The sequence below is a fragment of the Pseudomonas sp. 10S4 genome (assembly GCF_034344865.1).
In the GTDB taxonomy this organism is placed as follows: domain Bacteria; phylum Pseudomonadota; class Gammaproteobacteria; order Pseudomonadales; family Pseudomonadaceae; genus Aquipseudomonas.
The window spans coordinates 6,542,191-6,566,214 of the sequence record NZ_CP133774.1; the positions used below are offsets into that span (position 1 = coordinate 6,542,191).

The 24,024-nt window shown below is 59.4% G+C and carries 21 protein-coding genes; 14 read left to right on the top strand and 7 right to left on the bottom strand.

Going from position 1 to position 24,024, the window contains the following annotated elements; genetic code table 11:
• Positions 1-35: 35 nt before the first annotated feature.
• Entirely contained in the window at positions 36-686 is a 651-nt protein-coding gene (locus tag RHM58_RS30515) for a GNAT family N-acetyltransferase (RefSeq protein WP_201204652.1), read from the bottom strand.
• Positions 687-1,020: 334 nt separating this feature from the next.
• Here RHM58_RS30515 and xthA point away from each other — a divergent pair, with 334 nt between their 5' ends.
• Entirely contained in the window at positions 1,021-1,833 is an 813-nt protein-coding gene (gene xthA / locus RHM58_RS30520; RefSeq protein WP_201257145.1) for an exodeoxyribonuclease III, read from the top strand.
• A 351-nt stretch (positions 1,834-2,184) separates the two neighbouring features.
• The gene (locus RHM58_RS30525; protein ID WP_201257144.1) at positions 2,185-3,525 is read left to right on the top strand and encodes a substrate-binding domain-containing protein; all 1,341 of its coding nucleotides are present in this window, start codon (positions 2,185-2,187) and stop codon (positions 3,523-3,525) included.
• 178 nt (positions 3,526-3,703) lie between these two features.
• Here the strand turns inward: RHM58_RS30525 and RHM58_RS30530 are convergent, their stop codons facing one another.
• Positions 3,704-4,933 (bottom strand): acyl-CoA dehydrogenase, encoded by a 1,230-nt coding sequence (locus tag RHM58_RS30530; RefSeq protein WP_201204657.1) that lies wholly within the window; start codon positions 4,931-4,933, stop codon positions 3,704-3,706.
• A 165-nt stretch (positions 4,934-5,098) separates the two neighbouring features.
• Between RHM58_RS30530 and RHM58_RS30535 the strand changes: the two genes are divergently transcribed.
• From RHM58_RS30535 to RHM58_RS30545, 3 genes are all read left to right on the top strand, one after another.
• Positions 5,099-6,028, top strand: coding sequence for a LysR family transcriptional regulator (locus RHM58_RS30535; RefSeq protein WP_201204658.1), 930 nt, complete (start codon positions 5,099-5,101; stop codon positions 6,026-6,028).
• Positions 6,029-6,235: 207 nt separating this feature from the next.
• Positions 6,236-6,637 (top strand): MerR family transcriptional regulator, encoded by a 402-nt coding sequence (locus RHM58_RS30540; protein WP_133838710.1) that lies wholly within the window; start codon positions 6,236-6,238, stop codon positions 6,635-6,637.
• Positions 6,638-6,785: 148 nt separating this feature from the next.
• A complete protein-coding gene (locus RHM58_RS30545) occupies positions 6,786-7,685 on the top strand; it encodes a hydroxymethylglutaryl-CoA lyase (RefSeq protein WP_201204659.1) in 900 nt (299 codons plus the stop codon).
• A 726-nt stretch (positions 7,686-8,411) separates the two neighbouring features.
• Here RHM58_RS30545 and RHM58_RS30550 read toward each other — a convergent pair.
• Positions 8,412-10,106 (bottom strand): AMP-binding protein, encoded by a 1,695-nt coding sequence (locus RHM58_RS30550; RefSeq protein WP_322269010.1) that lies wholly within the window; start codon positions 10,104-10,106, stop codon positions 8,412-8,414.
• Between the two features lie 342 nt (positions 10,107-10,448).
• Here RHM58_RS30550 and RHM58_RS30555 point away from each other — a divergent pair, with 342 nt between their 5' ends.
• The 4 genes from RHM58_RS30555 to RHM58_RS30570 all read left to right on the top strand — a co-directional run bounded on the left by RHM58_RS30555 (position 10,449) and on the right by RHM58_RS30570 (position 16,102).
• Entirely contained in the window at positions 10,449-11,612 is a 1,164-nt protein-coding gene (locus RHM58_RS30555; protein ID WP_322269011.1) for an isovaleryl-CoA dehydrogenase, read from the top strand.
• Between the two features lie 12 nt (positions 11,613-11,624).
• Positions 11,625-13,232 carry a carboxyl transferase domain-containing protein gene (locus tag RHM58_RS30560; RefSeq protein WP_201257142.1) on the top strand — a complete coding sequence of 536 codons (1,608 nt, stop codon included), beginning with the start codon at positions 11,625-11,627 and terminating at the stop codon, positions 13,230-13,232.
• 105 nt (positions 13,233-13,337) lie between these two features.
• Positions 13,338-14,153, top strand: a complete 816-nt coding sequence (locus RHM58_RS30565; RefSeq protein WP_322269012.1) for a gamma-carboxygeranoyl-CoA hydratase — start codon at positions 13,338-13,340, stop codon at positions 14,151-14,153.
• Positions 14,153-16,102: an acetyl/propionyl/methylcrotonyl-CoA carboxylase subunit alpha gene (locus tag RHM58_RS30570; protein WP_201204666.1), complete on the top strand. Its 1,950-nt coding sequence runs from the start codon at positions 14,153-14,155 to the stop codon at positions 16,100-16,102. Before RHM58_RS30565 ends, RHM58_RS30570 begins: the two co-directional genes overlap by 1 nt.
• A gap of 39 nt (positions 16,103-16,141) precedes the next feature.
• Here the strand turns inward: RHM58_RS30570 and RHM58_RS30575 are convergent, their stop codons facing one another.
• A complete protein-coding gene (locus RHM58_RS30575; protein WP_322269013.1) occupies positions 16,142-16,789 on the bottom strand; it encodes a LexA family protein in 648 nt (215 codons plus the stop codon).
• Positions 16,790-16,918: 129 nt separating this feature from the next.
• On the opposite strand from RHM58_RS30575, the gene RHM58_RS30580 reads away from it, so the two are divergent.
• Entirely contained in the window at positions 16,919-17,260 is a 342-nt protein-coding gene (locus RHM58_RS30580; RefSeq protein ID WP_201204670.1) for a DUF6124 family protein, read from the top strand.
• A 480-nt stretch (positions 17,261-17,740) separates the two neighbouring features.
• A complete protein-coding gene (locus tag RHM58_RS30585) occupies positions 17,741-18,892 on the top strand; it encodes a M14-type cytosolic carboxypeptidase (RefSeq protein WP_322269014.1) in 1,152 nt (383 codons plus the stop codon).
• Positions 18,893-18,955: 63 nt separating this feature from the next.
• On the opposite strand, the gene RHM58_RS30590 is transcribed toward RHM58_RS30585, so the two are convergent.
• Entirely contained in the window at positions 18,956-19,402 is a 447-nt protein-coding gene (locus tag RHM58_RS30590) for a winged helix-turn-helix transcriptional regulator (protein WP_322269015.1), read from the bottom strand.
• A 95-nt stretch (positions 19,403-19,497) separates the two neighbouring features.
• Here RHM58_RS30590 and RHM58_RS30595 point away from each other — a divergent pair, with 95 nt between their 5' ends.
• The gene (locus RHM58_RS30595) at positions 19,498-20,733 is read left to right on the top strand and encodes an MFS transporter (protein ID WP_322269016.1); all 1,236 of its coding nucleotides are present in this window, start codon (positions 19,498-19,500) and stop codon (positions 20,731-20,733) included.
• 136 nt (positions 20,734-20,869) lie between these two features.
• Here RHM58_RS30595 and RHM58_RS30600 read toward each other — a convergent pair whose 3' ends face one another.
• Entirely contained in the window at positions 20,870-21,415 is a 546-nt protein-coding gene (locus RHM58_RS30600) for a cytochrome b (protein ID WP_322269017.1), read from the bottom strand.
• Positions 21,412-22,497 carry a catalase family peroxidase gene (locus RHM58_RS30605; RefSeq protein ID WP_322269018.1) on the bottom strand — a complete coding sequence of 362 codons (1,086 nt, stop codon included), beginning with the start codon at positions 22,495-22,497 and terminating at the stop codon, positions 21,412-21,414. The genes RHM58_RS30600 and RHM58_RS30605 overlap by 4 nt, the downstream gene beginning before the upstream one ends.
• A gap of 158 nt (positions 22,498-22,655) precedes the next feature.
• Between RHM58_RS30605 and RHM58_RS30610 the strand changes: the two genes are divergently transcribed.
• Both RHM58_RS30610 and RHM58_RS30615 read left to right on the top strand, forming a co-directional pair.
• On the top strand, positions 22,656-23,162 hold the full coding sequence (locus RHM58_RS30610) for an RNA polymerase sigma factor (RefSeq protein WP_201204677.1): 507 nt from the start codon (positions 22,656-22,658) through the stop codon (positions 23,160-23,162).
• Entirely contained in the window at positions 23,159-23,911 is a 753-nt protein-coding gene (locus RHM58_RS30615; protein ID WP_322269019.1) for an anti-sigma factor family protein, read from the top strand. Before RHM58_RS30610 ends, RHM58_RS30615 begins: the two co-directional genes overlap by 4 nt.
• Positions 23,912-24,024 lie beyond the last annotated feature (113 nt).

The window sequence follows — 24,024 nt, forward strand, 5'->3', positions numbered from 1 at the left end:
CTGATAGAGCCTGGGGTGCCGTGAAAGTTCTACCTTTATGCCGTTGCGGTTTGTAACACCTGAGGATTGGCGTGAAAAAACACGTGTTCACGGATCGGTCCTACCGCCACTTCGCCGATTTCCTCATAGCCCTGACGTTTATAGAAGTCGAGATAACGAGGATTCCCGGTATCGAGGATCACACCCTCAGAGTGCTCATCCACCGCGCACCAGTTGTGCACCGCTTGCAGCAGTTGTTCGCCGAAGTGTTTGCCCTGGAATTGCGGGTGAATCCCCAACAATGGCAGCACGTGCACCGCATCGGACGGTACGCACGCCGTGACGGCATCGTGATATTCGAGGTAGCGTCGAGTGCAGCGAAAACCGGTGCTGAGCACCATGCGCAGGCGCCAGGCCCAGCTTTCGGTGATGCCGAGGCGACGTTGCGGCGGCGCGATCAGGGCGATGCCGATCAAGCGGTCGTTGACCAGCAGGCCGATGGCCGGCAGGTCCTGGAGGAAGTGTTGTTTGACCAGTTCACGCACCGTCGCCCGCACCCGCTGTTCGTATCCGGGGCGCTCGGCTTCGAATAAGTAGCTGAACGTCGGCTCGTGACGGTAAGCCTGGTACAGCAGGGAGCGTGCTTCGCGGGAGTAGCCGCTGTCGAGCATGTGGATGTCGGCGATGGCGGTCGAGGTTTCAGGCATAACGGTATTTCTCCCCGGGGCACCGTTCAAATGACGGCACTCTTCTGGTTACGAGCCTATAGCGCTGGCACAGTTCCCTGCTGATCCGAATCAGTGTTGCTGCTTAAGCCGTCTTCGCGAGCAAGTCGAATCGTCGCACCGCCGCTCCCACAAGGTATAGACCAGACTGAAGACATTAGGCGCCTGCACCACGATCTACTGTGGGAGCGGGCTTGCTCGCGAAGACGCCGGTTCTGCCGCCACATCCCTACTGCCAAACAAGAATCCCCTCACCCCACACTGGCCCCATTCCTACATGTCAGCTAGCATCGCCTTTTTGCCAGGACTGCCGACCATGAAGATCGTCTCCTTCAACATCAACGGGCTGCGCGCTCGCCCGCATCAGCTGGCGGCGCTGATCGAGAAGCACCAGCCGGACGTCATTGGCCTGCAGGAAACCAAGGTCCACGACGACCAGTTCCCGCTGGCCGAGGTTCAGGCCCTGGGCTACCACGTGTATTTCCACGGGCAAAAAGGCCATTACGGCGTCGCCCTGCTCTCGCGCCAAGAGCCGATTGCTCTGCACAAAGGCTTCGCCACCGATGAAGAAGACGCTCAGCGGCGTTTCATCTGGGGCACGTTCGCCGATGCCAATGGCGTACCGGTGACGATCATGAACGGCTATTTCCCGCAGGGCGAAAGCCGCGACCACCCGACCAAATTCCCGGCCAAACAACGCTTCTACAACGATTTGCAGCACCTGCTGGAAAGCCAGTTCACCAACGACCAGCCTGTCGTGGTGATGGGTGATGTGAATATTTCCCCGGAAGACTGCGACATCGGCATCGGCCCGGACAATATGAAACGCTGGCTGAAAACCGGCAAGTGCAGCTTCCTGCCGGAAGAACGCGAGTGGATGGCGCGCCTGAAGAACTGGGGTCTGGTGGACAGCTTCCGCCACCTGAACCCGGACGTGGCCGACCGTTTCAGCTGGTTTGACTACCGCAGCCGCGGCTTTGAAGACGAACCCAAGCGCGGCCTGCGGATTGACGTGATCATGGCGTCCCACGGCTTGATGCCGCGGGTGAAGGATGCCGGGGTGGATTACGACCTGCGCGGGATGGAAAAACCATCGGACCATGCGCCGATCTGGCTTGAATTGAGCTGATCTAGCGCCCTATACACATCAAATAATGAAATGGCTCCCCCGCCGCCCCCTGTGGGAGCGGGCTTGCTCGCGAAAGCGGCTATTCATTCAACAGAGATGTTGGCTGACCCGACGCCTTCGCGAGCAAGCCCGCTCCCACTTTTGTTTGGTGTCAGACGCCATTTCTGTGAACAGTACAGTCCCCCTTGTGGGAGTGAGCCTGCTCGCGATAGCGGTTAATCATTCAACAGAGATGTTGGCTGACCGGTCGCCTTCGCGAGCAAGCTCGCTCCCACATTGGCAACTGTCATCTTTCGGACATCTTACTGACTTATTCTCCCGGCACTTTCTACGTCCTTATAAGGTGCCCGCATGACCCTGCGCGTTTTGTTCCTGTTGATGCTCTGCGCAGGCGTGCCCTTCACGGCTTCGGCCGGCGATTTGCCGACGCCCGAACGCGGCCCGGTGCTGCGCATCCAGGGTTCCAACACGATTGGCGCCGCATTGGGGCCGGCGCTGGTCGAAGGGTTGATGCAGGAGCAAGGCCTGCTCAAGGTTCACAGTGAAACGCCGGACAAGGCCAACGAACAACGCATCGTCGGGCAAACGGCCCAGGGTCGCCGAGTAGTGGTCGAGGTCGCGGCCCACGGTTCGAGCACCGGTTTCACGGCACTGAAAAATGCCTCCGCCGATCTGGCCGCCTCCTCGCGCCCGATCAAGGACAGCGAATTGGCGGACCTGCAAGCACTGGGTGACTTGAAAAGTCCGGCTGCCGAGCAAGTCATCGCCATCGATGGACTGGCGATCATCCTGCACCCACAAAATCCGATGAATCAACTCAACACCGAACAACTGGCCCGGATCTTCAGTGGCGAGGCCGCGACGTGGGAAGACGTCGGTGGCAGCGGTGGGCCGATTCACCTCTACGCGCGGGATGATCAATCGGGCACCTACGATACGTTCAAGGAATTGGTCCTCAGCCGTCGTGGGAAAACGCTGAACAGCTCGGCGAAACGTTTCGAATCCAGCGAGCAATTGTCCGATGCTGTCAGCCTGGACCCGCAAGGCATCGGCTTCATCGGTCTGCCCTACGTGCGCCAGGCCAAAGCCGTGGCGATTGTCGACGGACAATCCCAGGCGATGTTGCCGCTAAATAGTTTGATTGCGACCGAGGACTATCCGCTGTCCCGCCGTTTGTTCTTTTACCTACCGCCGACGGGGAAAAATCCTTGGGCCGAGGCGCTGGTGGCGTTCGCCCAAAGCAGCAAGGGCCAGGCGATTGTCGCGGCCAACGGGTTTATCGCCCAGACCGTGCAAGCGATGAGCGTCACGCCGAATGCGTTGATGCCCGAGGGTTATCAGGCCTTGAGCCGTCATGCCCAGCGCTTGACGGTAAATTTTCGCTTCGAAGAAGGCAGCGCGACGTTGGATAACAAGGCCCGGCAGGACCTGTCTCGGGTGCTCGACTATATAAAGCAGCACGACAAGGCCAACCGTGAAGTGACGCTGGTGGGGTTTGGCGATGCCAAGAACGATCCGGCGCGGGCCGACCTGCTATCGAAGTTACGGGCGATGGCGGTGCGGCGGGAACTGGTGAAAAGCGGCGTGGTGTTTCGCGAGATTCGCGGTTTTGGTGCCGAGATGCCGGTGGCGGCCAATAGCGCGGATGAGGGGCGGATCAAGAATCGGCGGGTTGAGGTTTGGGTTTATTAAAACCGCATGTGAACACATGTGGTGAGGGGGCTTGCCCCCGCTGGACCGCGGAGCGGGCTCAAAACCAGCCACCGCGTTTTTCCTGAATAAACGCGGTGGATGATTTACGACTGCTTCGCAGCCGAACGGGGGCAAGCCCCTCGCCACAGTAAGTGCTAGCCACAAAAGCCCAGTGGGATCAGTGACTGCTACGCATCATCTCTTTCGGCACGTACTTGCCGATCTCGAACTTGCCGATCGCCGCGCGGTGCACTTCGTCCGGACCGTCGGCCAGGCGCAGGGTGCGTTGCATGGCATACATGTAGGCCAGCGGGAAGTCATTGGACACCCCTGCCCCGCCATGGATCTGGATCGCCCGATCGATCACTCGCAACGCTACGTTCGGTGCAACGACCTTGATCTGGGCGATTTCGCTCTTGGCAATCTTGTTGCCCACCGTGTCCATCATGTAGGCGGCCTTCAACGTCAGCAGCCGCGCCATGTCGATTTCCATCCGCGAGTCGGCGATCTTGTCGATGTTGCCGCCCAGTCGCGCCAACGGTTTACCGAATGCGGTACGGCTCACCGCACGTTTGCACATCAATTCCAGCGCACGCTCGGCCATCCCGATTGAGCGCATGCAGTGGTGAATCCGGCCTGGGCCAAGGCGACCCTGAGCAATTTCGAAGCCGCGTCCTTCGCCCAACAGGACGTTTTCGTACGGCACCCGTACATTTTCAAACAGCACTTCGGCATGACCGTGTGGCGCATCGTCGTAACCGAACACCGGCAGCGGACGGACAATCTTCACGCCCGGTGCATCCACCGGCACCAGGATCATCGAGTGCTGGGCATGACGCGGTGCGTCGGGGTTGCTCAGGCCCATGAAAATCAGGATCTTGCAGCGCGGGTCGCAAGCGCCTGAGGTCCACCATTTTTTGCCATTGATCACCCACTCGTCGCCATCACGCACGGCGCGGGCGGCCATGTTGGTGGCGTCGGACGAGGCTACGTCCGGCTCGGTCATGGCGAATGCCGAACGGATCTCGCCGCGCAACAGCGGTTCGAGATAACGCTGTTTCTGTTCTTCGTTGGCATAACGCACCAGCACTTCCATGTTGCCGGTGTCTGGCGCGGAGCAGTTGAACGGCTCAGGCCCCAGAAGCGAGCGGCCCATGATTTCCGCCAGGGGCGCGTATTCGAGGTTGGTCAGGCCGGCGCCGAGTTCGGACTCAGGCAGAAACAAATTCCACAACCCTTCGGCCTTGGCCTTGAGTTTGAGTTCTTCCATGATTGCGGTCGGCTGCCAGCGATCACCCTCGGCGACCTGACGCTCGAACACGGCTTCAGCGGGATAAACGTAGGTGTCCATGAACGCGGTCACGCGCTCACGCAGTTCCTGAACCTTGGGCGAATAAGCGAAATCCATGAGCAGCTACCTTCTTGGGAGAGGTTGTTTAGGTCATGTAATCGATGCTAGAACAGCTACGAAAATTTACCTAGCCTATTCTCGGCGTGTATTAACATTCATCACCGATATATGATCGGCTGATCATCAAGGCCAAAAACGCCCCTACAACAAGAGAGCCGCGTAATGAATCTGAGCAAGGTCGACCTCAACCTTTTCATCGTCTTCGACGCGATCTATACCGAAGCCAACCTGACCCGCGCCGGGCAGATTGTCGGCATTACTCAGCCTGCGGTCTCGAACGCTCTGGCTCGCCTGCGCGAGACCTTTAACGACCCGTTGTTCGTGCGCACCGCCCAAGGCATGGTGCCGACACCGATGGCGCAAAACATCATCGGCCCGGTGCGCCATGCCCTTTCTTTGCTACGGGTGTCGGTACAGGAAAGCCGCATTTTCAACCCGTTGCAGGCAGTCAAGACCTACCGCATCAGCATGACCGACCTCACCGAAGCGGTGATCCTGCCAGCACTGTTCCAGCGCCTGCGTCGTCTGGCGCCAGCGGTGATCATCGAAAGCTTCCTGTCCAAGCGCCGCGAGACCACCAAGGAACTGGCGGCCGGTCGCCTCGACTTCGCGGTGGATGCGCCGCTCAACACCGACCCACAAGTGCGTCACGTCAAGTTGATGGAGGACCGTTACGTGTGCGCCATGCGCAAGGGCCATCCGCTGGCGGCCAAAGAGAAATTCACCCTTGATGACTATCTGTCACTGACCCACATTCACATTTCCAGCCGCCGCAGTGGCCTGGGGCATGTCGACCTGGCGCTGGGAAAAATGGGAATTCAGCGCAAGATCGCCCTGCGCTCGCAGCATTATTTGATGGCGTCGCAAGTGTTGCAGCAGACCGACATGGTCATGACCGTGCCGGAGCGCTTCGCCCGTCGTCATGAACTGCACGCGTTTAATCTGCCGGTCAACGACGTGCCACCGGTGGAAACGCACCTGTATTGGCACGAAAGCACCGACCAGGACCCGGCCAACCGCTGGATGCGCGAGCAGATGATCGAGTTGTGCCAGCAGGTGACGGCGCATGAGAAGAAGCTCGATAAGGCGTAGGGCTTTGAACCGCGTTATCGTTCTTCGCGAGCAAGCCCGCTCCCACATTGGATCTTCAGTGACCACAATGTCTATGTATTACAGAGATCCCCTGTGGGAGCGGGCTTGATCGCGAAGAGGCCAGCGGCAACACCATAGATGCATGCCCCTTGACGTAAACGTAAACCTGACATTAGCTTAGCGCCATGACCTTCTTCGAGCGCTTCCATGAGCAGCCAGACCTACAGCATTTCCGACCTCGCCCGCGAGCTCGACATCACCACCCGGGCCATTCGCTTTTATGAAGAGCAAGGTTTGCTCAGCCCCGAGCGCCGTGGCCAGGAACGCATCTATTCGCCCCGGGACAAGGTCAGCCTGAAGCTGATCCTGCGGGGCAAGCGCATCGGTTTTTCACTGGCCGAATGCCGCGAGCTGATCGAACTCTACGACCCCACCGGCGGCAATCAGAAACAGCTGCAAACCATGCTGACCAAGATCGCCGAACGGCGTGATCAGTTAGAACAGCAAATGCTCGACATTGAGCAAATGAAGCTGGAACTGGACACCGCGCAGGAACGCTGCACCCAGGCGCTGGAGCAGACGATCAAAAGCCAGCAGCCCGTCCAGTAGCCCTACGAAAATCCCCTGTGGGAGCGGGCTTGCTCGCGAAAGCGGTACGTCATTCAACATCGATGTCGACTGACCTGACGTTTTCGCGAGCAAGCCCGCTCCCACAGAGTTCTCGGAACATTCAGACAAATACAACAGGTCCTTAGCCATGCCCCTTCCCACCCACGTACGCCTGATCGAAGTCGGCCCCCGCGACGGTCTGCAAAACGAAGCCCAGCCCATCAGCGTCGCGGACAAGGTGCGACTGGTCGACGCCTTGAGCGCTGCGGGCCTTGGCTATATAGAAGTCGGCAGTTTCGTTTCGCCCAAGTGGGTGCCGCAAATGGCTGGTTCCGCCGAGGTTTTTGCGCAAATCCAGCGCAAGACCGGCGTGACGTATGGCGCACTGGCGCCGAACCTGCGCGGGTTTGAAGACGCCATCGCGGCCGGGGTCAAGGAAGTCGCGGTGTTCGCCGCCGCCTCCGAAGCGTTTTCCCAGCGCAACATCAACTGCTCGATCAGCGAAAGCCTGGCGCGGTTTGTACCGATCATGGACGCCGCCAAACAGCACGGCGTCAGCGTGCGCGGTTATGTGTCGTGTGTGCTGGGTTGTCCTTACGAAGGTAACGTCGCGCCGGAACAAGTCGCGATGGTGGCTCGTGAGCTCTATGCCATGGGCTGTTACGAGGTTTCGCTCGGTGACACGATCGGCACCGGCACCGCTGGCGCCACCCGCCGGATGTTCGAGGTGGTCTCGGCCGATGTGCCGCGGGACAAACTGGCCGGGCATTTCCACGACACCTACGGCCAGGCCATGGCCAATATCTACGCCAGTCTGCTGGAAGGCATCGCGGTATTCGACAGCTCTATCGCCGGCCTCGGCGGCTGTCCATATGCCAAGGGCGCCAGCGGTAACGTCGCCACCGAAGACGTGGTGTACCTGCTCAACGGCCTCGGAATCGAGACCGGAATCGACCTGGACGCCTTGATTCTCGCGGGCCAACAGATTTGCACGGTGCTGGGGCGCCCGACCGGTTCGCGCGTGGCCAAGGCTCGCAGCGCCCAGTGAGTGGGCGGATGTGTCCGGGTGTTACCGCATTGTCTGGAGTGCGGGTACAAACGAGTAACACGGAAACAAATTGCTGAGTTTTGATTGAGAGAAAAACCCTACAAAAAATTCAAACCATTGAATTTAAAGAGGTTTTAAAAACTTGGCACGGCTTCTGCTATCTCTATGGCATAACAAGAATAAAAAGCAGCAAACCTAATAAAAATAAGACGTAACGACTCTGACATAACAAGAACAACACGGCAGAGACGCAGCTAACAGATTTTTTTGGAGAAGGTGTGCTTTTCAGGGTGCTTTTCGGAGTAACCCGCAACCGGGCAGAGAACAATAAAACTACCTTCAGGTAGCTCCCGAACTGGTTGGATCGCTTGGCGAAAAAGCAGATCAGCGCTCAAAAAAATACGTTTGCTCTTGACCCCGGATGGGGGTCGACAAAAACAGCAGTAAAGGGCCACGGTTGCCAAAAACAACAATAGACCGCCCCTCAATAATAAAAAAAGAGCACGCGCAACGACAAATTAAAGGGGAGCTTCGGCTCCCCTTTGTGCTTTCTGCGATTCAGTAAAACCGACTCCTGTAGGAACGAGGCTTGCCCGCGAAGGCGATTTATCATTCAACCTCGCTGTCGACTGACCCGACACAAATCCCCTGTAGGAACTGGCGCAGCCTGCGATCTTTTGATCTGAGCCTTCTGCGCCCCCAAAAGATCGCAGCCTTCGGCAGCTCCTACGGTATCGCTTTGAACTCCTCGATACTGATCTCGCGCATCCGGAATTTCTGGATCTTGCCGGTCACGGTCATCGGAAACTCTTCCACGAATTTGAAGTAACGCGGCGTCTTGAAGTGCGCGATGCGCGCCTTGCACCAGGTTTTCAGCTCTTCTTCGGTCGCGCTGTGGCCGGGGTGAAACTTGATCCAGGCAACGATCTCTTCGCCGTAGCGTGAGCAGGGAATGCCAATCACCTGCACATCCGCTATTGCCGGGTGGGTGAAGAAGAACTCTTCCAGCTCCCGTGGGTAAACATTCTCACCGCCACGGATGATCATGTCCTTGTTGCGTCCGGCGATGCACACGTAACCCTCGTCGTTCATGCTCGCCAGGTCACCGGTGTGCATCCAGCCAGCCTGATCAATAGCTTCGGCGGTACCCTGCGGATTTTTCCAGTAACCGAGCATCACGCTGTAACCCCGAGTGCACAGCTCGCCAATCGTGCCACGCAGCACCAGGTTACCGGCCTCGTCGATGATCTTGCTTTCCAGTTGCGGCTGGGTGCGGCCGACGGTGGTGACGCGCAATTCCAACTCGTCCGACGGACCGGTCTGCAATGACACCGGACTTGTTTCCGTCATGCCGTAGGCAATCTGCACTTCGCTCATGTGCATCTCGTTGATGACCCGGCGCATCACTTCGATCGGGCAGGTCGCTCCAGCCATGATCCCGGTGCGCAGGGTGGAGAGATCGAATTCGCCGCGTTGGGGTTGATCGAGCATGGCAATGAACATGGTCGGTACGCCGTAGAGCGCGGTGGCTTTTTCTTCGGCGACGGTGGTCAGGGTCAACAGTGGATCGAATGCGTCGTTGGGGTAGATCATCGTGCTGCCGTGGGTCACGCAGCCGAGGTTGCCCATGACCATGCCGAAACAGTGATAGAGCGGCACCGGGATCACCAGCCGATCATCGGCCGTCAAACCCAGGCTTTCGCCAACCATGTAACCGTTGTTGAGAATGTTGTAGTGACTGAGGGTCGCGCCTTTGGGGAAACCGGTAGTGCCGGAGGTGTACTGGATATTCACCGGCTGATCGAAATGCAGGCTGTGCTGACGTTCATTCAACTGCTCGACCGAGACACTGGCGGCAAGATCTGCAAGTTGCGACCACGGCAGGAAACCCGAGGGCGGCAGGGCGTCCAGACTGATGACGCCACGCAGGTCCGGCAGGCGTTCGCTCTGCAATTGGCCGATGGATTGCTCCGCCAACTCTGGCACCAATCCTTGCAGCATCCCGTGATAGTCGGACGTCTTGAAGGCCCCGGCGCAGACCAGCCATTGGCAGCCGGACTGTTTCAACACGTACTCCAATTCAGAACTGCGATACGCCGGGTTGATGTTGACCAGGATCACGCCGATTTTCGCGCTGGCGAATTGGCTGATGCACCACTGCGCGCAGTTCGGCGCCCAGATACCGAGGCGATCGCCGGTCTGCAAACCCAGCGCCAGCAGTGCTCTGGCGTGCAGGTCCACGGTGTCGGCCAATTGCTGCCAGGTGTAGCGCAACTGTTGATGACGCACGACCAGCGCTTCCCCGATCAGGTACTGCGCGACGGTGTGATCGAACGCCTCGCCGATGGTCATTGCCAACAAGGCTTTCTCCTGGGAACCACGGGTATAGCTGCGCTGCGGGTTTGCACTGGGTTGATCCATGACGACCCCTATTGTCTTTATTTATGGGTTGGCGACGGTCACCTGTGGGAGCGGCCTGTGGCGAGGGGGCTTGCCCCCGTTGGGTTTGCGAAGCAGCCCCAAAACTTTCGATGCACCAAAAATTTTGTGAGTGCTATGCACTCAAACGGGGGCAAGCCCCCTCACCACAGGGCGCTCCCACAGGATTGCTCCGCTTTTCTATCTTGAACTGGCCCTACTCTCGCTCAAGTTGACGTTAACGTAAAGGGTGATTGACAGCCATTCGTCACAAGCTTACGTTAACGTAAAGGTGAGAGCCGAACCACGCCCTCCCAACCCTACAAAAAAGCCAAAAGGTGACCCATGAGCTATCCATCCCTGAACTTTGCCCTCGGTGAAACCATCGACATGCTGCGCGATCAGGTTCAGTCCTTCGTCGCCAAAGAGATCGCCCCGCGCGCGGCTCAGATCGACATCGACAACCTGTTCCCCGCAGACCTGTGGCGCAAATTCGGTGACATGGGCCTGCTGGGCGTCACCGTGCCGGAAGAGTACGGCGGCGCAGGCCTGGGTTACCTGGCCCACGTGGTCATCATGGAAGAAATCAGCCGCGGCTCGGCCTCGGTGGCGCTGTCCTACGGCGCGCATTCCAACCTCTGCGTCAACCAGATCAACCGCAACGGCACTCACGAACAGAAGACCAAATACCTGCCAAAACTGATCAGCGGCGAGCACATCGGCGCACTGGCCATGAGCGAACCGAATGCCGGTTCCGACGTGGTCTCGATGAAACTGCGCGCCGACAAACGCGGCGACAAGTACGTGCTCAACGGCAGCAAAACCTGGATCACCAACGGCCCCGACGCCAACACCTACGTGATCTACGCCAAGACCGACCTGGAAAAAGGCCCCCATGGCATCACCGCATTCATCGTTGAGCGTGACTCGAAAGGCTTCAGCCGCAGCAACAAGTTCGACAAGCTCGGCATGCGCGGCTCGAACACCTGCGAGCTGTTCTTCGATGACGTCGAAGTGCCGGAAGAAAACATCCTCGGCGTACTCAACGGCGGCGTGAAAGTGCTGATGAGCGGCCTCGATTACGAGCGCGTCGTCCTCTCGGGCGGCCCGACCGGGATCATGCAGTCGTGCATGGACCTGATCGTTCCGTACATCCACGACCGCAAGCAGTTCGGCCAGAGCATCGGCGAATTCCAGCTGATCCAGGGCAAAGTCGCCGACATGTACACCCAACTCAACGCCAGCCGCGCCTACCTCTACGCGGTCGCCCAGGCCTGCGAGCGCGGCGAAACCACCCGCAAGGACGCTGCCGGCGTAATCCTCTACAGCGCCGAACGCGCCACACAAATGGCGCTCGACGCGATCCAGATTCTCGGCGGCAACGGCTACATCAACGAATTCCCGGCGGGTCGTCTGCTGCGTGACGCCAAACTGTACGAAATCGGTGCTGGCACCAGTGAGATTCGTCGCATGTTGATCGGTCGCGAACTGTTCAACGAAACCCGCTAAACGGAGCTGTCCATGGCTATCCTGCATACCCAGCTCAACCCCCGTTCGGCAGAGTTCGCCGCCAACAGCGCGGCGATGCTCAAACAGGTCGACGACCTGCACACCCTGCTCGCCCAAGTGCAGCAAGGTGGCGGCCCGAAGGCGCAAGAGCGCCACACGTCGCGGGGCAAATTGCTGCCTCGCGAGCGGATCAATCGTTTGCTCGATCCGGGTTCACCGTTTCTGGAAATCAGCCAACTGGCGGCCTACGCGGTGTATGGCGAAGACGTTCCGGCGGCCGGCGTGATTGCCGGGATCGGCCGCGTGGAGGGCGTCGAGTGCATGATCGTCGCCAACGACGCCACGGTGAAAGGTGGCTCGTACTACCCGCTGACCGTGAAAAAACACCTGCGCGCCCAGACCATCGCCCAGCAAAACCGCTTGCCGTGCATCTACCTGGTGGACTCCGGCGGCGCCAACCTGCCACGTCAGGATGAAGTGTTTCCTGACCGCGAGCATTTCGGGCGGATTTTCTTCAACCAGGCCAACATGAGCGCCATGGGCATTCCGCAGATTGCGGTGGTTATGGGTTCCTGCACGGCTGGTGGCGCCTACGTACCGGCGATGGCTGACGAAGCGATCATGGTGCGTAATCAGGCAACGATTTTCCTCGCTGGCCCGCCGCTGGTGAAAGCGGCCACCGGCGAAGTGGTCAGTGCTGAAGATTTGGGCGGAGCCGACGTGCACTGCAAGATTTCCGGGGTCGCCGACCATTACGCCGAGAGCGATGAACACGCCCTCGCCCTCGCCCGACGCAGCGTTGCCAATCTCAATTGGCGCAAGCTCGGCGAACTGCAACAACGCACGCCGATTGCTCCGCTCTACAGTAGCGATGAGTTGTATGGCGTGGTCTCGGCCGACGCCAAGCAGCCGTTCGACGTGCGCGAAGTGATTGCACGACTGGTCGACGGTTCGGTATTCGATGAGTTCAAAGCGTTGTTCGGGACTACATTGGTTTGCGGCTTTTCCCACCTGCACGGTTACCCGATCGCGATCCTCGCCAACAATGGCATCTTGTTCGCCGAAGCCGCGCAGAAAGGCGCGCACTTTATCGAACTGGCCTGCCAGCGCGGCATCCCATTGCTGTTCCTGCAGAACATCACCGGCTTCATGGTTGGCCAGAAATACGAGGCCGGCGGTATCGCCAAACACGGCGCCAAACTGGTGACCGCTGTGGCGTGTGCCAAGGTGCCGAAATTCACCGTGATCATCGGCGGCAGCTTCGGCGCCGGTAACTATGGCATGTGCGGGCGGGCTTACGATCCGCGCTTCCTGTGGATGTGGCCGAATGCACGCATCGGCGTGATGGGCGCCGAGCAGGCTGCCGGCGTGCTGGTTCAGGTCAAACGCGAGCAGGCCGAACGCAGTGGTCAGGGTTTCAGCGCCGAACAGGAAGCGCAAATCAAGCAACCGATCCTCGATCAGTACGAAGAACAAGGCCACCCTTACTACTCCAGCGCACGGCTGTGGGACGACGGCGTCATTGACCCGGCCCAAACCCGCGACGTACTGGCCCTGGCCTTATCCGCGTCGTTGAACGCGCCAATCGAACCGAGCCGCTTCGGCGTGTTCCGGATGTGATTTTTGTGGGAGCGGGCTTGTGTGGTGAGGGGGCTTGCCCCCGTTCGATTGCGAAGCAATCGCCATCCCTGCAATCCCCCACAAGTCTCGTGGAGACGGACAAATATGAGCGACTTCAACACCCTCGAACTGCTGACCGACCCACGGGGTTTCGCGACCCTGTGGCTCAGCCGTGAAGAAAAGAACAACGCATTCAACGCCGAAATGATCCGCGAGCTGATCCTCGCACTGGACAAGGTCTCGGGTGATGCCAGCCTGCGCTTCCTGCTGATTCGTGGTCGCGGCAAGCATTTCAGCGCAGGCGCCGACCTGGCCTGGATGCAGCAATCGGCCGAACTCGATTACCACACCAACCTCGACGACGCCCGGGAACTGGCGGAGTTGATGTACAACCTCGCCAAGCTGAAAGTCCCGACTCTGGCGGTTGTGCAAGGCGCGGCTTACGGCGGCGCACTGGGTCTGATCAGTTGCTGCGACATGGCCATCGGTGCCGATGACGCGCAGTTCTGTTTGTCGGAAGTGCGCATCGGCCTCGCACCGGCGGTGATCAGCCCGTTCGTGGTGCAAGCCATCGGCGAACGTGCGGCGCGGCGTTATGCCTTGACCGCCGAACGTTTCGGCGGGCAGCGGGCGCGGGAAATCGGTTTGTTGTCGGAGAGTTATCCAGTCGCCGAACTGGAGCAAAGCGTCGAACACTGGATCGACAACCTGCTGCTCAACAGCCCGGCCGCCATGCGTGCCAGCAAGGACTTGTTGCGTGAAGTCGGCAATGGCGCCCTGACTCCGGCGCTTCGTCGTTACACCGAAAATGCCATCGCGCGCATTCGTGTCAGCCCTGAAGGTCAGGAAGGCCTGCGGGCCTTTCTGCAAAAACGTCCGCCGAACTGGCAAGCCGTCACCACCCCCAAGGAGCCGCGTTGATGAGCGCACCTGTTCTCACTACTCTGCTGGTGGCTAACCGTGGCGAAATTGCTTGCCGGGTGATGCGCACCGCCAAAGCCTTGGGCCTGACCACCGTCGCCGTGCACAGCGCCACCGACCGTGACGCCCGGCACAGCCGCGAAGCGGATATCCGCGTAGACCTGGGCGGCAGTAAAGCTGCCGACAGCTACCTGCAAATCGACAAACTGATTGCCGCCGCCCAGGCCAGTGGCGCTCAGGCGATTCACCCTGGCTACGGTTTTCTTTCCGAAAACGCCGGGTTCGCTCGCGCCATTGAAGCCGCCGGCCTGATTTTCCTCGGCCCACCCGCCGCGGCCATCGACGCCATGGGCAGCAAATCCGCCGCCAAAGCCTTGATGGAGACCGCCGGCGTGCCATTGGTACCCGGCTATCACGGCGAAGCCCAGGACCTCGATACCTTCCGCGACGCCTGTGAACGCATCGGTTATCCGGTGCTGCTCAAGGCCACGGCTGGTGGTGGCGGTAAAGGCATGAAAGTGGTCGAGGACGTCAGCCAGTTGGCCGAAGCCCTAGCCTCGGCCCAGCGTGAAGCGAAATCCTCGTTCGGCGATTCGCGGATGCTGGTGGAAAAGTACCTGCTCAAGCCACGTCATGTGGAAATCCAGGTCTTTGCCGATCAACACGGCAACTGCCTGTACCTGAATGAACGGGATTGCTCGATCCAGCGCCGGCACCAGAAAGTCGTCGAAGAAGCACCCGCACCAGGCCTGAGCCCAGAACTGCGTCGCGCCATGGGCGAAGCGGCTGTGCGCTCGGCGCAAGCCATTGGTTATGTCGGCGCCGGCACGGTGGAGTTTCTGCTGGATTCGCGCGGCGAGTTCTTCTTTATGGAGATGAACACGCGCCTGCAAGTCGAACACCCGGTCACCGAAGCCATCACAGGCCTGGACCTGGTGGCCTGGCAGATTCGCGTGGCGCGCGGTGAAGCATTGCCGATGACTCAGGCTGAGGTGCCGCTGATTGGACATGCCATCGAGGTGCGGCTGTACGCCGAAGATCCGGGCAATGATTTTCTGCCGGCCACCGGGCGGCTGGAGTTGTATCGCGAGTCGGCCGAAGGTCCGGGGCGGCGGGTGGACAGCGGTGTTGAAGAAGGCGATGAGATTTCGCCGTTCTATGACCCGATGCTCGGCAAACTGATTGCCTGGGGCGAAGACCGTGAACAGGCTCGGCTGCGGTTGTTGAGCATGCTGGATGAGTTCGCCATTGGTGGGCTCAAGACCAACATCAACTTCCTGCGCCGGATCGTCGGCCATCCAGCATTCGCTGCGGCGGAACTGGATACCGGGTTCATTCCACGTTATCAGGAGCAACTGCTGCCAGCGCCTGCCAACCTCAGCGATGAGTTCTGGCAAGCCGCGGCACAGGCGTTTGCGCAGAGCCAAGCGTCGGTGTTGCGTGCCGATGACCCGAGTTCGCCATGGGCCTTCAACAACGGTTTCCGCGCCGGGCTGCCCAAGGAAATCACCCTGCATTTGAGTTGCGAAGATCAGGATCACGCGCTGACGTTGGGCGATGTGAGTACTGCGCAACTCAAGGGCGAACAACTGCTGATCGAACACAACGGCGTGCGCCGCCAGCATCGGGCCATCCGCCGTGGCGACGTGCTGTATCTGCAATGGGAAGGTGAACTGCGCCGTATCGAGACTTACGATCCAATCGCTGCCGTCGAGTCCAGCCACAGCCATCAGGGCGGCCTGACCGCACCAATGAACGGCAGCATCGTGCGAGTGTTGGTGGAGGCCGGGCAAACGGTCGAAGCCGGGGCGCAATTGGTGGTGCTGGAAGCGATGAAAATGGAGCACAGCATTCGTGCGCCCCATGCCGGGGTGATCAAGGCGTTGTATTGCCAGGAAGGTGAAATGGTCAGCGAAGGCAGTGCGTTGGTGGAGTTGGAAGAAGCGTGAAATGAAGATCGGTCCTACGCATTGCGAGGACCGATCTGATTAGAATTTGGCTGTTGCCTGAACCACTACGCCGATAATTCGGCATTCCTCGGTGAAAAGGGCTTTCGGATACGTCGGATTGAGCGGGACCAGGTAACGCTGCCCACCCTCTTCGATCAGCTTGCGAAACGTCGCCTCGGCGCTGTCCGGCCACTGGGCGATCACCAGTTTTCCAGGCTCCGGCACAATGGCCGGGTCCACCAGGATCATCATGCCCTCGGCAATGCTGATGCCACTGGGCGCCGTCATCGCATCACCCACCACCACGAGCCAGAACGCCGGGCCCTGAGCGTGGTAGTCGGTCAGCTCGAAACGCTCCTTGCCATACACCGTCAGCTCACCGTCGCGAACTTCGGCCGGCTCTCGCCAATCGCTGACCGGGTAGCGGAAGTACGGATTGTACTTGAGCGCCAGCGGCATCTCTTCATCTTCCGAGATCAGGGGTTCGCGAATCACCATCGCCACTTCGAGAAAATCCATTCCAAGGGCTTTCAAGACGCGGTTCATGTTGACGATCCCGGGATCGCGACGTTTATTCAGCCAGTGGCCGACGCCGCCCTGGGACATCCCGAGGCGGTCAGCGAGTAGCTCTTGAGTGAGGTTGAGTTCACTCATCTTGGCCTTGACCAATTCAATCCATTTATCCATGTGCGGCACGATACGTGGGGGACTCCGACCCACAAAACACAAATTGTAGTATTTAAATTCTCGTCACAAATACAGTACGTACTAGGATGGGTTCACGGATCTGAATCTATCACGGAGTTCACTATCACCATGACAAACCCCAGCAACGACATGCAGGACATGCAGTTCGACACCACTTTCACCTCGCCAAAGGGCTGCGCCGCCGCACAGCGGGCGCTGGATTATTACTTGAAACCAGCTGTTTCAGAGGTGGAAGTCGAGTCGCGCTTTTTCGATGTCAACCGCAACATCAGCAGTGAAGAGGCGTTGGTTCATGCGTCCGATCTATTGCGCTGTGCCGCCGCTACCGCACAGGAATCAGCCGGAAACCAGCAAGGCACGGGGCGTGCGCTGGCGTTTTCGGTGGTGCACATGATCGATATGGCGCAGGCAATGGTCGACCGATCCCTGGATGGTGATCAGAACGACTGAGACGGAAGTGTTTTCGAGGAGGACAGGAAAGAGTTTTCCAATCGCACAGATAAAATCATTTGACTTGCAAACGAGAATGATTATTATTGCATGCAGCTGATCGCGAGATCAGTCGATGGACCAGAGGACCTTAGGTCGGTCTCCTGGACTATCTCCTCATCAGGCTAATCACGGTTTTTGACCCGGCTTTTTGCCGGGTTTTTTTGCCAGTTATTCTGGCTTTGGCTTCAGGCTAATGAAGACTGTAGGTGCTGCTAATTCGATGGCGGGCATGATATCAAAAGAACATCTATTGGCAAGCGAACCCCGGCAGCACAGGGGTCAAACTAATGAAAAATAGCACTTGAGAATCAATTCTACAGCCTCTAAGCTGCTTCGGCGTCAAGGAGGACGCCCCCTCATTTCACCCCGCAATTTCCCCCGATTTATCCCCCTCTTGCGTGTAAAGTAGCTGCCATAAATCATAATCAGGAATCGACTATGACCGTGGCTAAATCCTCTTTCGACATCAGCGCCAATTTCGACAGCGGCAACATTGAAGTGCTGGACATCAGCAATCCGCTTCAAGCCCTTTTGGCGATCAAGCCAGACACCCGCAGCCAGCATTTCCAGTGGTTTCACTTCAAGGCCAGTGGTTTGCATGTCGGTCAAGAGCACTGGTTTCGCCTGAGTAACGCCAGCAAATCCTCGTACAACAAAGCCTGGGACGGTTATCAAGCGGTAGCGTCCTACGACCACGTCAACTGGTTCCGCGTACCGACGATCTTCGAAGGCGACTGCCTGCGTTTCAGCCTGGAAGCTACGGCCACCCACGCCTGGTTTGCCTATTTCGAACCCTACAGCCGCGGTCGCCATGACTGGCTGATCGAGCAGGCGCTGACCAAGGCCGGCACCGAACTGCTGGCCACCGGCAAAAGCATTGAGGGCCGCGATATCCAGTTGCTGCGCAAAGGCAGTGGCGCCGAAGGTCAACGCAAGGTCTGGATCATCGCGCAACAGCACCCAGGCGAGCACATGGCCGAGTGGTACATGGAGGGCGTGATCGAACGCCTGGAAAAACATGACGACCCTGTACTGAAAAAACTGCTGGCCAGCGCCGACCTGTACCTGGTGCCGAACATGAACCCGGACGGTGCCTTTCACGGTCACCTGCGCACCAACGCCAATGGCCAGGACCTTAACCGCGCCTGGCAGAGCGCCAGTCAGGAAGTCAGCCCGGAAGTCCTTTTCGTACAGCAGCAAATGGAAAAGTACGGCGTCGATCTGTTCCTCGACATCCATGGCGATGAAGAAATCCCCTACGTGTTCACCGCCGGTTGCGAAGGCAACCCCGGCTATACACCGCGGATCGAAAAGCTGGAAACCCACTTCCGTGATCACCTGAAGCACCTGACCAAGGACTTCCAGACCAAGCACGGCTACACCCGCGACGAGCCAGGCCAGGCCAATATGACCCTGGCCTGCAACAGCGTTGGCCAGAAGTTCGACTGCCTGTCGCTAACGCTGGAGATGCCGTTCAAGGACAACAACGATGCGCCGAATGCGCTGACGGGTTGGTCTGGTAAGCGCTCGAAGCAATTGGGCAAGGATGTGCTGACGACCGTCGCGGATATGGTTGATACGTTGCGCTGATCACCTTCAAGATCAAAAGATCGCAGCCTTCGGCAACTCCTACGAAGGCGCGATCTTTTGACTTTATTGCGCCGCTAGCCGCACACAATCCTCTGGCCCCAACAACCGCCCATCCTCGGCGCGTAACTCCAACGGTCGCACCGGCCGCCCTTGCTCACAATCAACCACCCGTGAATGCGCTTCCCCCGCCTCATAGAAAAACGCTTCGCCCCATTGCCGCAAGCCGATGATCAACGGGAACAGGCCCTTGCCCTTCTCCGTCAGCACGTATTCCTGATACGCACTGCCATCCGACGCCGGCACCAGATCGAAAATCCCGTGAGCCACCAACGTACGCAGTCGTGCCGACAGGATGTTCTTGGCCATGCCCAGATTGCGCTGAAACTCGCCGAACCGGCGAATGCCATCGAACGCATCGCGCACGATCAGCAACGACCACCAATCGCCGATTGCATCCAGTGACCGGGCGACCGGGCATTCGGCGCCTTCCATGCTTGTACGTTTGACCATGATCGCGCTCACAGACTGCAAATGTGGTTGCAATATAAAACCAGCCTCCCTACCGTACAACTGGTTTTATTTTGAAACTAGATCAGGAGCCTGGCATGAAGCCTAACCAACCATTGAATAGCGGCGTGGTGCTGTTGTTCGCTGTCGCCTGCGGCCTGGCCGTCGGCAATGTGTATTACGCCCAACCGTTGCTCGATGCCATGGCCGACGCTTTTGCCATGAACCCGGCGACCATCGGCATCGTAGTCACCCTGACGCAGGTCGGTTACGGCATAGGGCTGTTGCTGCTGGTGCCACTCGGGGATCTGCTCAACCGGCGACGCCTGATCGTCACGCAAACGCTGTTGTCTGCCGTGGCGTTGCTGATGATCGCATTCGCGCAGAACAGCGCCTGGCTGCTGATCGGTATGGCATTGACCGGGTTGTTGGCAGTGGTGACCCAAGTGTTGGTGGCTTATGCGGCAACCCTGGCGATTGCAGCCCAGCGCGGACGCGTGGTCGGCGTGGTTACCAGCGGCATTGTCGTCGGCATTCTGCTGGCGCGCACCGTGGCCGGCGGCATGGCGGACCTGGCGGGTTGGCGCTCGATTTATCTGCTGTCGGCGGGGTTGACCCTGTTGATGGCGCTGCTGTTGTTTCGCGTGCTGCCCAAACATGAAGCTGCGCAACCATCCCACACTTATGCAGCGCTGATCGGCTCGGTCTTCACTTTGTTCAAGGAAGAACCGGTGCTGCGGCAACGGGCGATCCTCGCCCTGCTGACCTTCACCAGCGCCATGGTGTTGTGGACGCCCATGGTGTTACCCCTGAGCGCCCCGCCGCTGTCGTTGTCCCACACGCAAATCGGATTATTCGGACTGGCCGGTGCCGCCGGAGCACTGGCGGCGGCCCGCGCCGGACATCTGGCCGATCGCGGTCTGGGGCAATGGACCAGCGGCCTGTCGCTGTTGTTGATGCTGGCTTCGTGGTTGCCTATCGCGTTCACCCAATCGTCGCTGTGGGCGTTGCTGCTTGGGGTGATCACGCTGGATCTGGGCTTGCAGGCAGTGCACGTCACCAGCCAGAGCATGATCTACAACGTGCGGCCCGAAGCGCAAAGTCGCCTCACTGCCGGGTACATGCTGTTTTACTCGATTGGCAGTGCGCTGGGGTCGATTGGTTCGACGGCGATGTATGCCTGGGGCGGGTGGACTGGCGTTTGCCTGTTGGGGGCGGGGATTAATGCCGTTGCATTGGGTTATTGGTGGCTGACATTGTCCCGCCAGACACAAAAAACCTGTGGCGAGGGGCTTGCCCCCGTTCGGCTGCGCAGCAGTCGTAAACCCATTTAACGCGATCCTTCTGACGGACCGTGTTGCGTGGTTTGGGGGCTGCTGCGCAACCCAACGGGGGCAAGCCCCCTCGCCACAAGCAAGCCCCCTCGCCACAGGCAAGCTCCGTCACCACAATGGTTCAGCGATTGGCCTTTCAGCCGCGATCCTTGCCCCGCAACATGCTGTCCAGCACATCATCCCGGCGTACCCAGCCATGAAACAACGCCGCAGCCAAATGCAGCAGCACCGTCAGGAATAATAGATACGCCAGATACCTATGAGCCTTGCGCAAAAACGCAAATACCTGTGCATTTGCCGGCAGTATCGATGGCAACTGCAACGAACTACTGAGCATCACCGGGTCCCCGGCCGCAGAAATCATCGCCCAACCCAGCAGCGGTAATATCAGCATCAACGCATACAGCAAGACATGGGACGCCTTGGCCGCCAGCGCCTGCCAACCCGGCAGATCCGCTGGCAACGGTGGCTGTTGAGTCGAGAAACGCACCGCCAGGCGCACGATCACCAACAGCAAAATCGCAATGCCCAAGGGTTTGTGCAAGTGAATCAGCCACTCATGGCGCTCGGACACCGAGGCCACCATGCCCGCGCCGATAAACAGCATCGCGATGATCATCAGCGCCATCAGCCAGTGCAACAGCCGCGCCAGCGGGGCGAAATGCTTCGGTTGGGCGCTCATTGTTGAGCCTCCTGTTTGGCGGCGGGCAACTGGCTGACTTCGCTGGTGCGACGCAGGTAGGAACTCGCGTAACCGGCTGAACGCGCGGCGAGCAATGGGTCGTCGGAACCTTCGATCCCGGCCGGCAGCACCAGCGGGTCGTAGTTGATGTCACGGCACTCGCCGTTGAGTTGCGGCTGGGTCGCTTCGAGCACCAACGTCCCGGCGTTCAGGACTTTGCGGCCATCGGGCCAGGCCTTGCTGGCGTCATTCACCGGGTCGCCGGGGTTGGCCAGGATGATGTTCAACTGCCAACGCAGCGGTCCTGCGGAAATCCGCTGCACCAAATCTTTCTCAAGGAAATCGCCACCCTCAGGGGCCGTGGCACCCGCTGCGTCTTTAACCACCGGGACCATGCTCCAACGCACCGCCTGCTTCTGCCCGGCCGCGTTCACCAGGTAAAACGCGTTGACGCTGTTGTAGGTTTCCGTCACATAACTGGCCGACGGTTTGGCAGTCTTGACCCACGCCAGGAATGGCGCGGTTTCCGGATGCGCACCAAAGAATGCCGGCACGGCAGCCGGATTCGGTTTACCTGTGGCCGGATCGGGCGACTGGGCCTGTTGCAGTTGATAGAACGCTTCCGGCGTACCCACCGGGAACACCGGCATGCTGTTCATCCCGGTGCGCCACTGTTGGCCGTTGGCCTGGGTGAAACGCAACGCCATGCTGCGGATCGGCACGGCGGTGTCCGGCGCGTAAGGATTGCCGGAAGGCAACGCGAAACGCCCGACCACCGGAGTCTGTGCTTCATTGAAGACTTGGGCCGTGGAATAGCTGCGCGCCTCGCCACTGCTTTCAAAGTGCCCGATTACGCACACGCCTTTGGAGTGGTTACGTCGGAACCCCGGATGCACGCCGTTGTTGGTTTCCAGCACATTGATCAGCTTGTTCGGCGTCAGGCGCTGTGGGTCAAAGGTGCCGTTGACGTAGGCAAAAGCCCCAGCCGCGGCCGCGACAATGACGCCGATGCCGGCCAGGCGCAGGATCAGGCTGGCGGTACTCAGCGGCGGCCGGGTGGGCGGTGATGAGCGATCTACCATGAAAGACTCCAGGGCCATCGGCCACAAGTGAGAAGAACCAAGCAGACGCGCCCCAAACCGGTTTATTCCATCGCACCGTATTTATTTTTACAGGCGTGGAATAACCTCGAGTGCCGGGCGTCTTCCTAATCCACAGCGTAGTGACTAGTCAGAACTTCATGAACGATATCGACGAACAACTGAGAGAAATCATTCCCAGATTGCGCCGGTTTGCCGTGTCGTTGACGCGCAACCCCAGCAGCGCCGACGATCTGGTCCAGGCCAGCCTTGAGCGGGCGCTGTCGAGTTGGAGCGACAAACGCCCCGACGGCGACCTGCGCGCCTGGCTGTTTTCGATTCTGTATCGACAGTTTCTCGACGCTCACCGACGCTCCCGACGCTATGCACGGATGCTCGAGTTTTTTACCGGTCGAGACGATTCCCAGCCGTCAGCCGAGCGCACGGTGATAGCCCAATCGACCCTGCAAGCCTTCGATCAGCTCAGCACTGAGCAGCGCGCCCTGCTGCTTTGGGTGTCGGTGGAAGGTCTGACTTATAAAGAGGTCGCCGAGATCCTCGGTGTCCCGACTGGCACCGTGATGTCCCGTCTGTCCCGCGCCCGCCAGGCCTTGCGCGAACTCAGCGACGGCGAAATCACCCGTCCTTCTCTGCGGAGACTCAAATGATCAGCATGCCCCCAAGCGAGCGTGACCTGCACGCCTACGTCGATCACCAACTCAGCGATGATGACCGACGGCTGGTGGAGACTTTTCTGGCCAGCAACCCGGAAATTTCCGCCCAGGTCCGCGCCTGGCAGCAGGATGCCCAACAACTGCGTGCAGCCCTCGGTGGCGCCTTGCAGCGACCGGCCAACCCGGAACTGGACCCGGCGCTGATTCGCCAGCGCCTCAAGCGTCAGTCGCGGCGACATCTGGCCAGCGCTGCCATGCTGCTGATCGCCGTCAGCATCGGCGGGCTCAGTGGCTGGCAAGCGCGGGAGATGACGCTGGTCAGCGCACAACTGCCGATGACTGATGCAATTCAGGCTTACCGCTTGATTGCGCAGCAAGGCATGCTGCCGGCCGATTATAAAGTCAGCGACGACGGCGACATGCAAGGCTGGCTCGACCGTTACTTCACCAAGGCCAATCGCCTGCCTGACCTTTCGGGCGCAGGCTTCAAACCGGTGAGCGGGCGCTTGCTCAGCACCGAACAAGGGCCGGCAGCGATGGTGGTCTACGAAGACCCGACAGGGCACAAAATCAGCTTCTACGTGCGACCACCGGGACCGAGAAATTACTTGCTGCCGCGGGGTAGTCGCAGTGACGGGGACTTGCAGGCCGAGTATTGGTCGGGGGCCGGGTACAACTACGCGATGGTCAGCCCGAGCGATACGCCGACGGGGCAGATGCTCAAGCAAACCGCACAGTTCTGACCACAACGCAGATCAAATGTGGGAGCGGGCTTGCTCGCGAAGGCGGAGTATCAGCTACATCGGTGTCGACTAACACACCGCCTTCGCGAGCAAGCCCGCTCCCACAGGGGAAA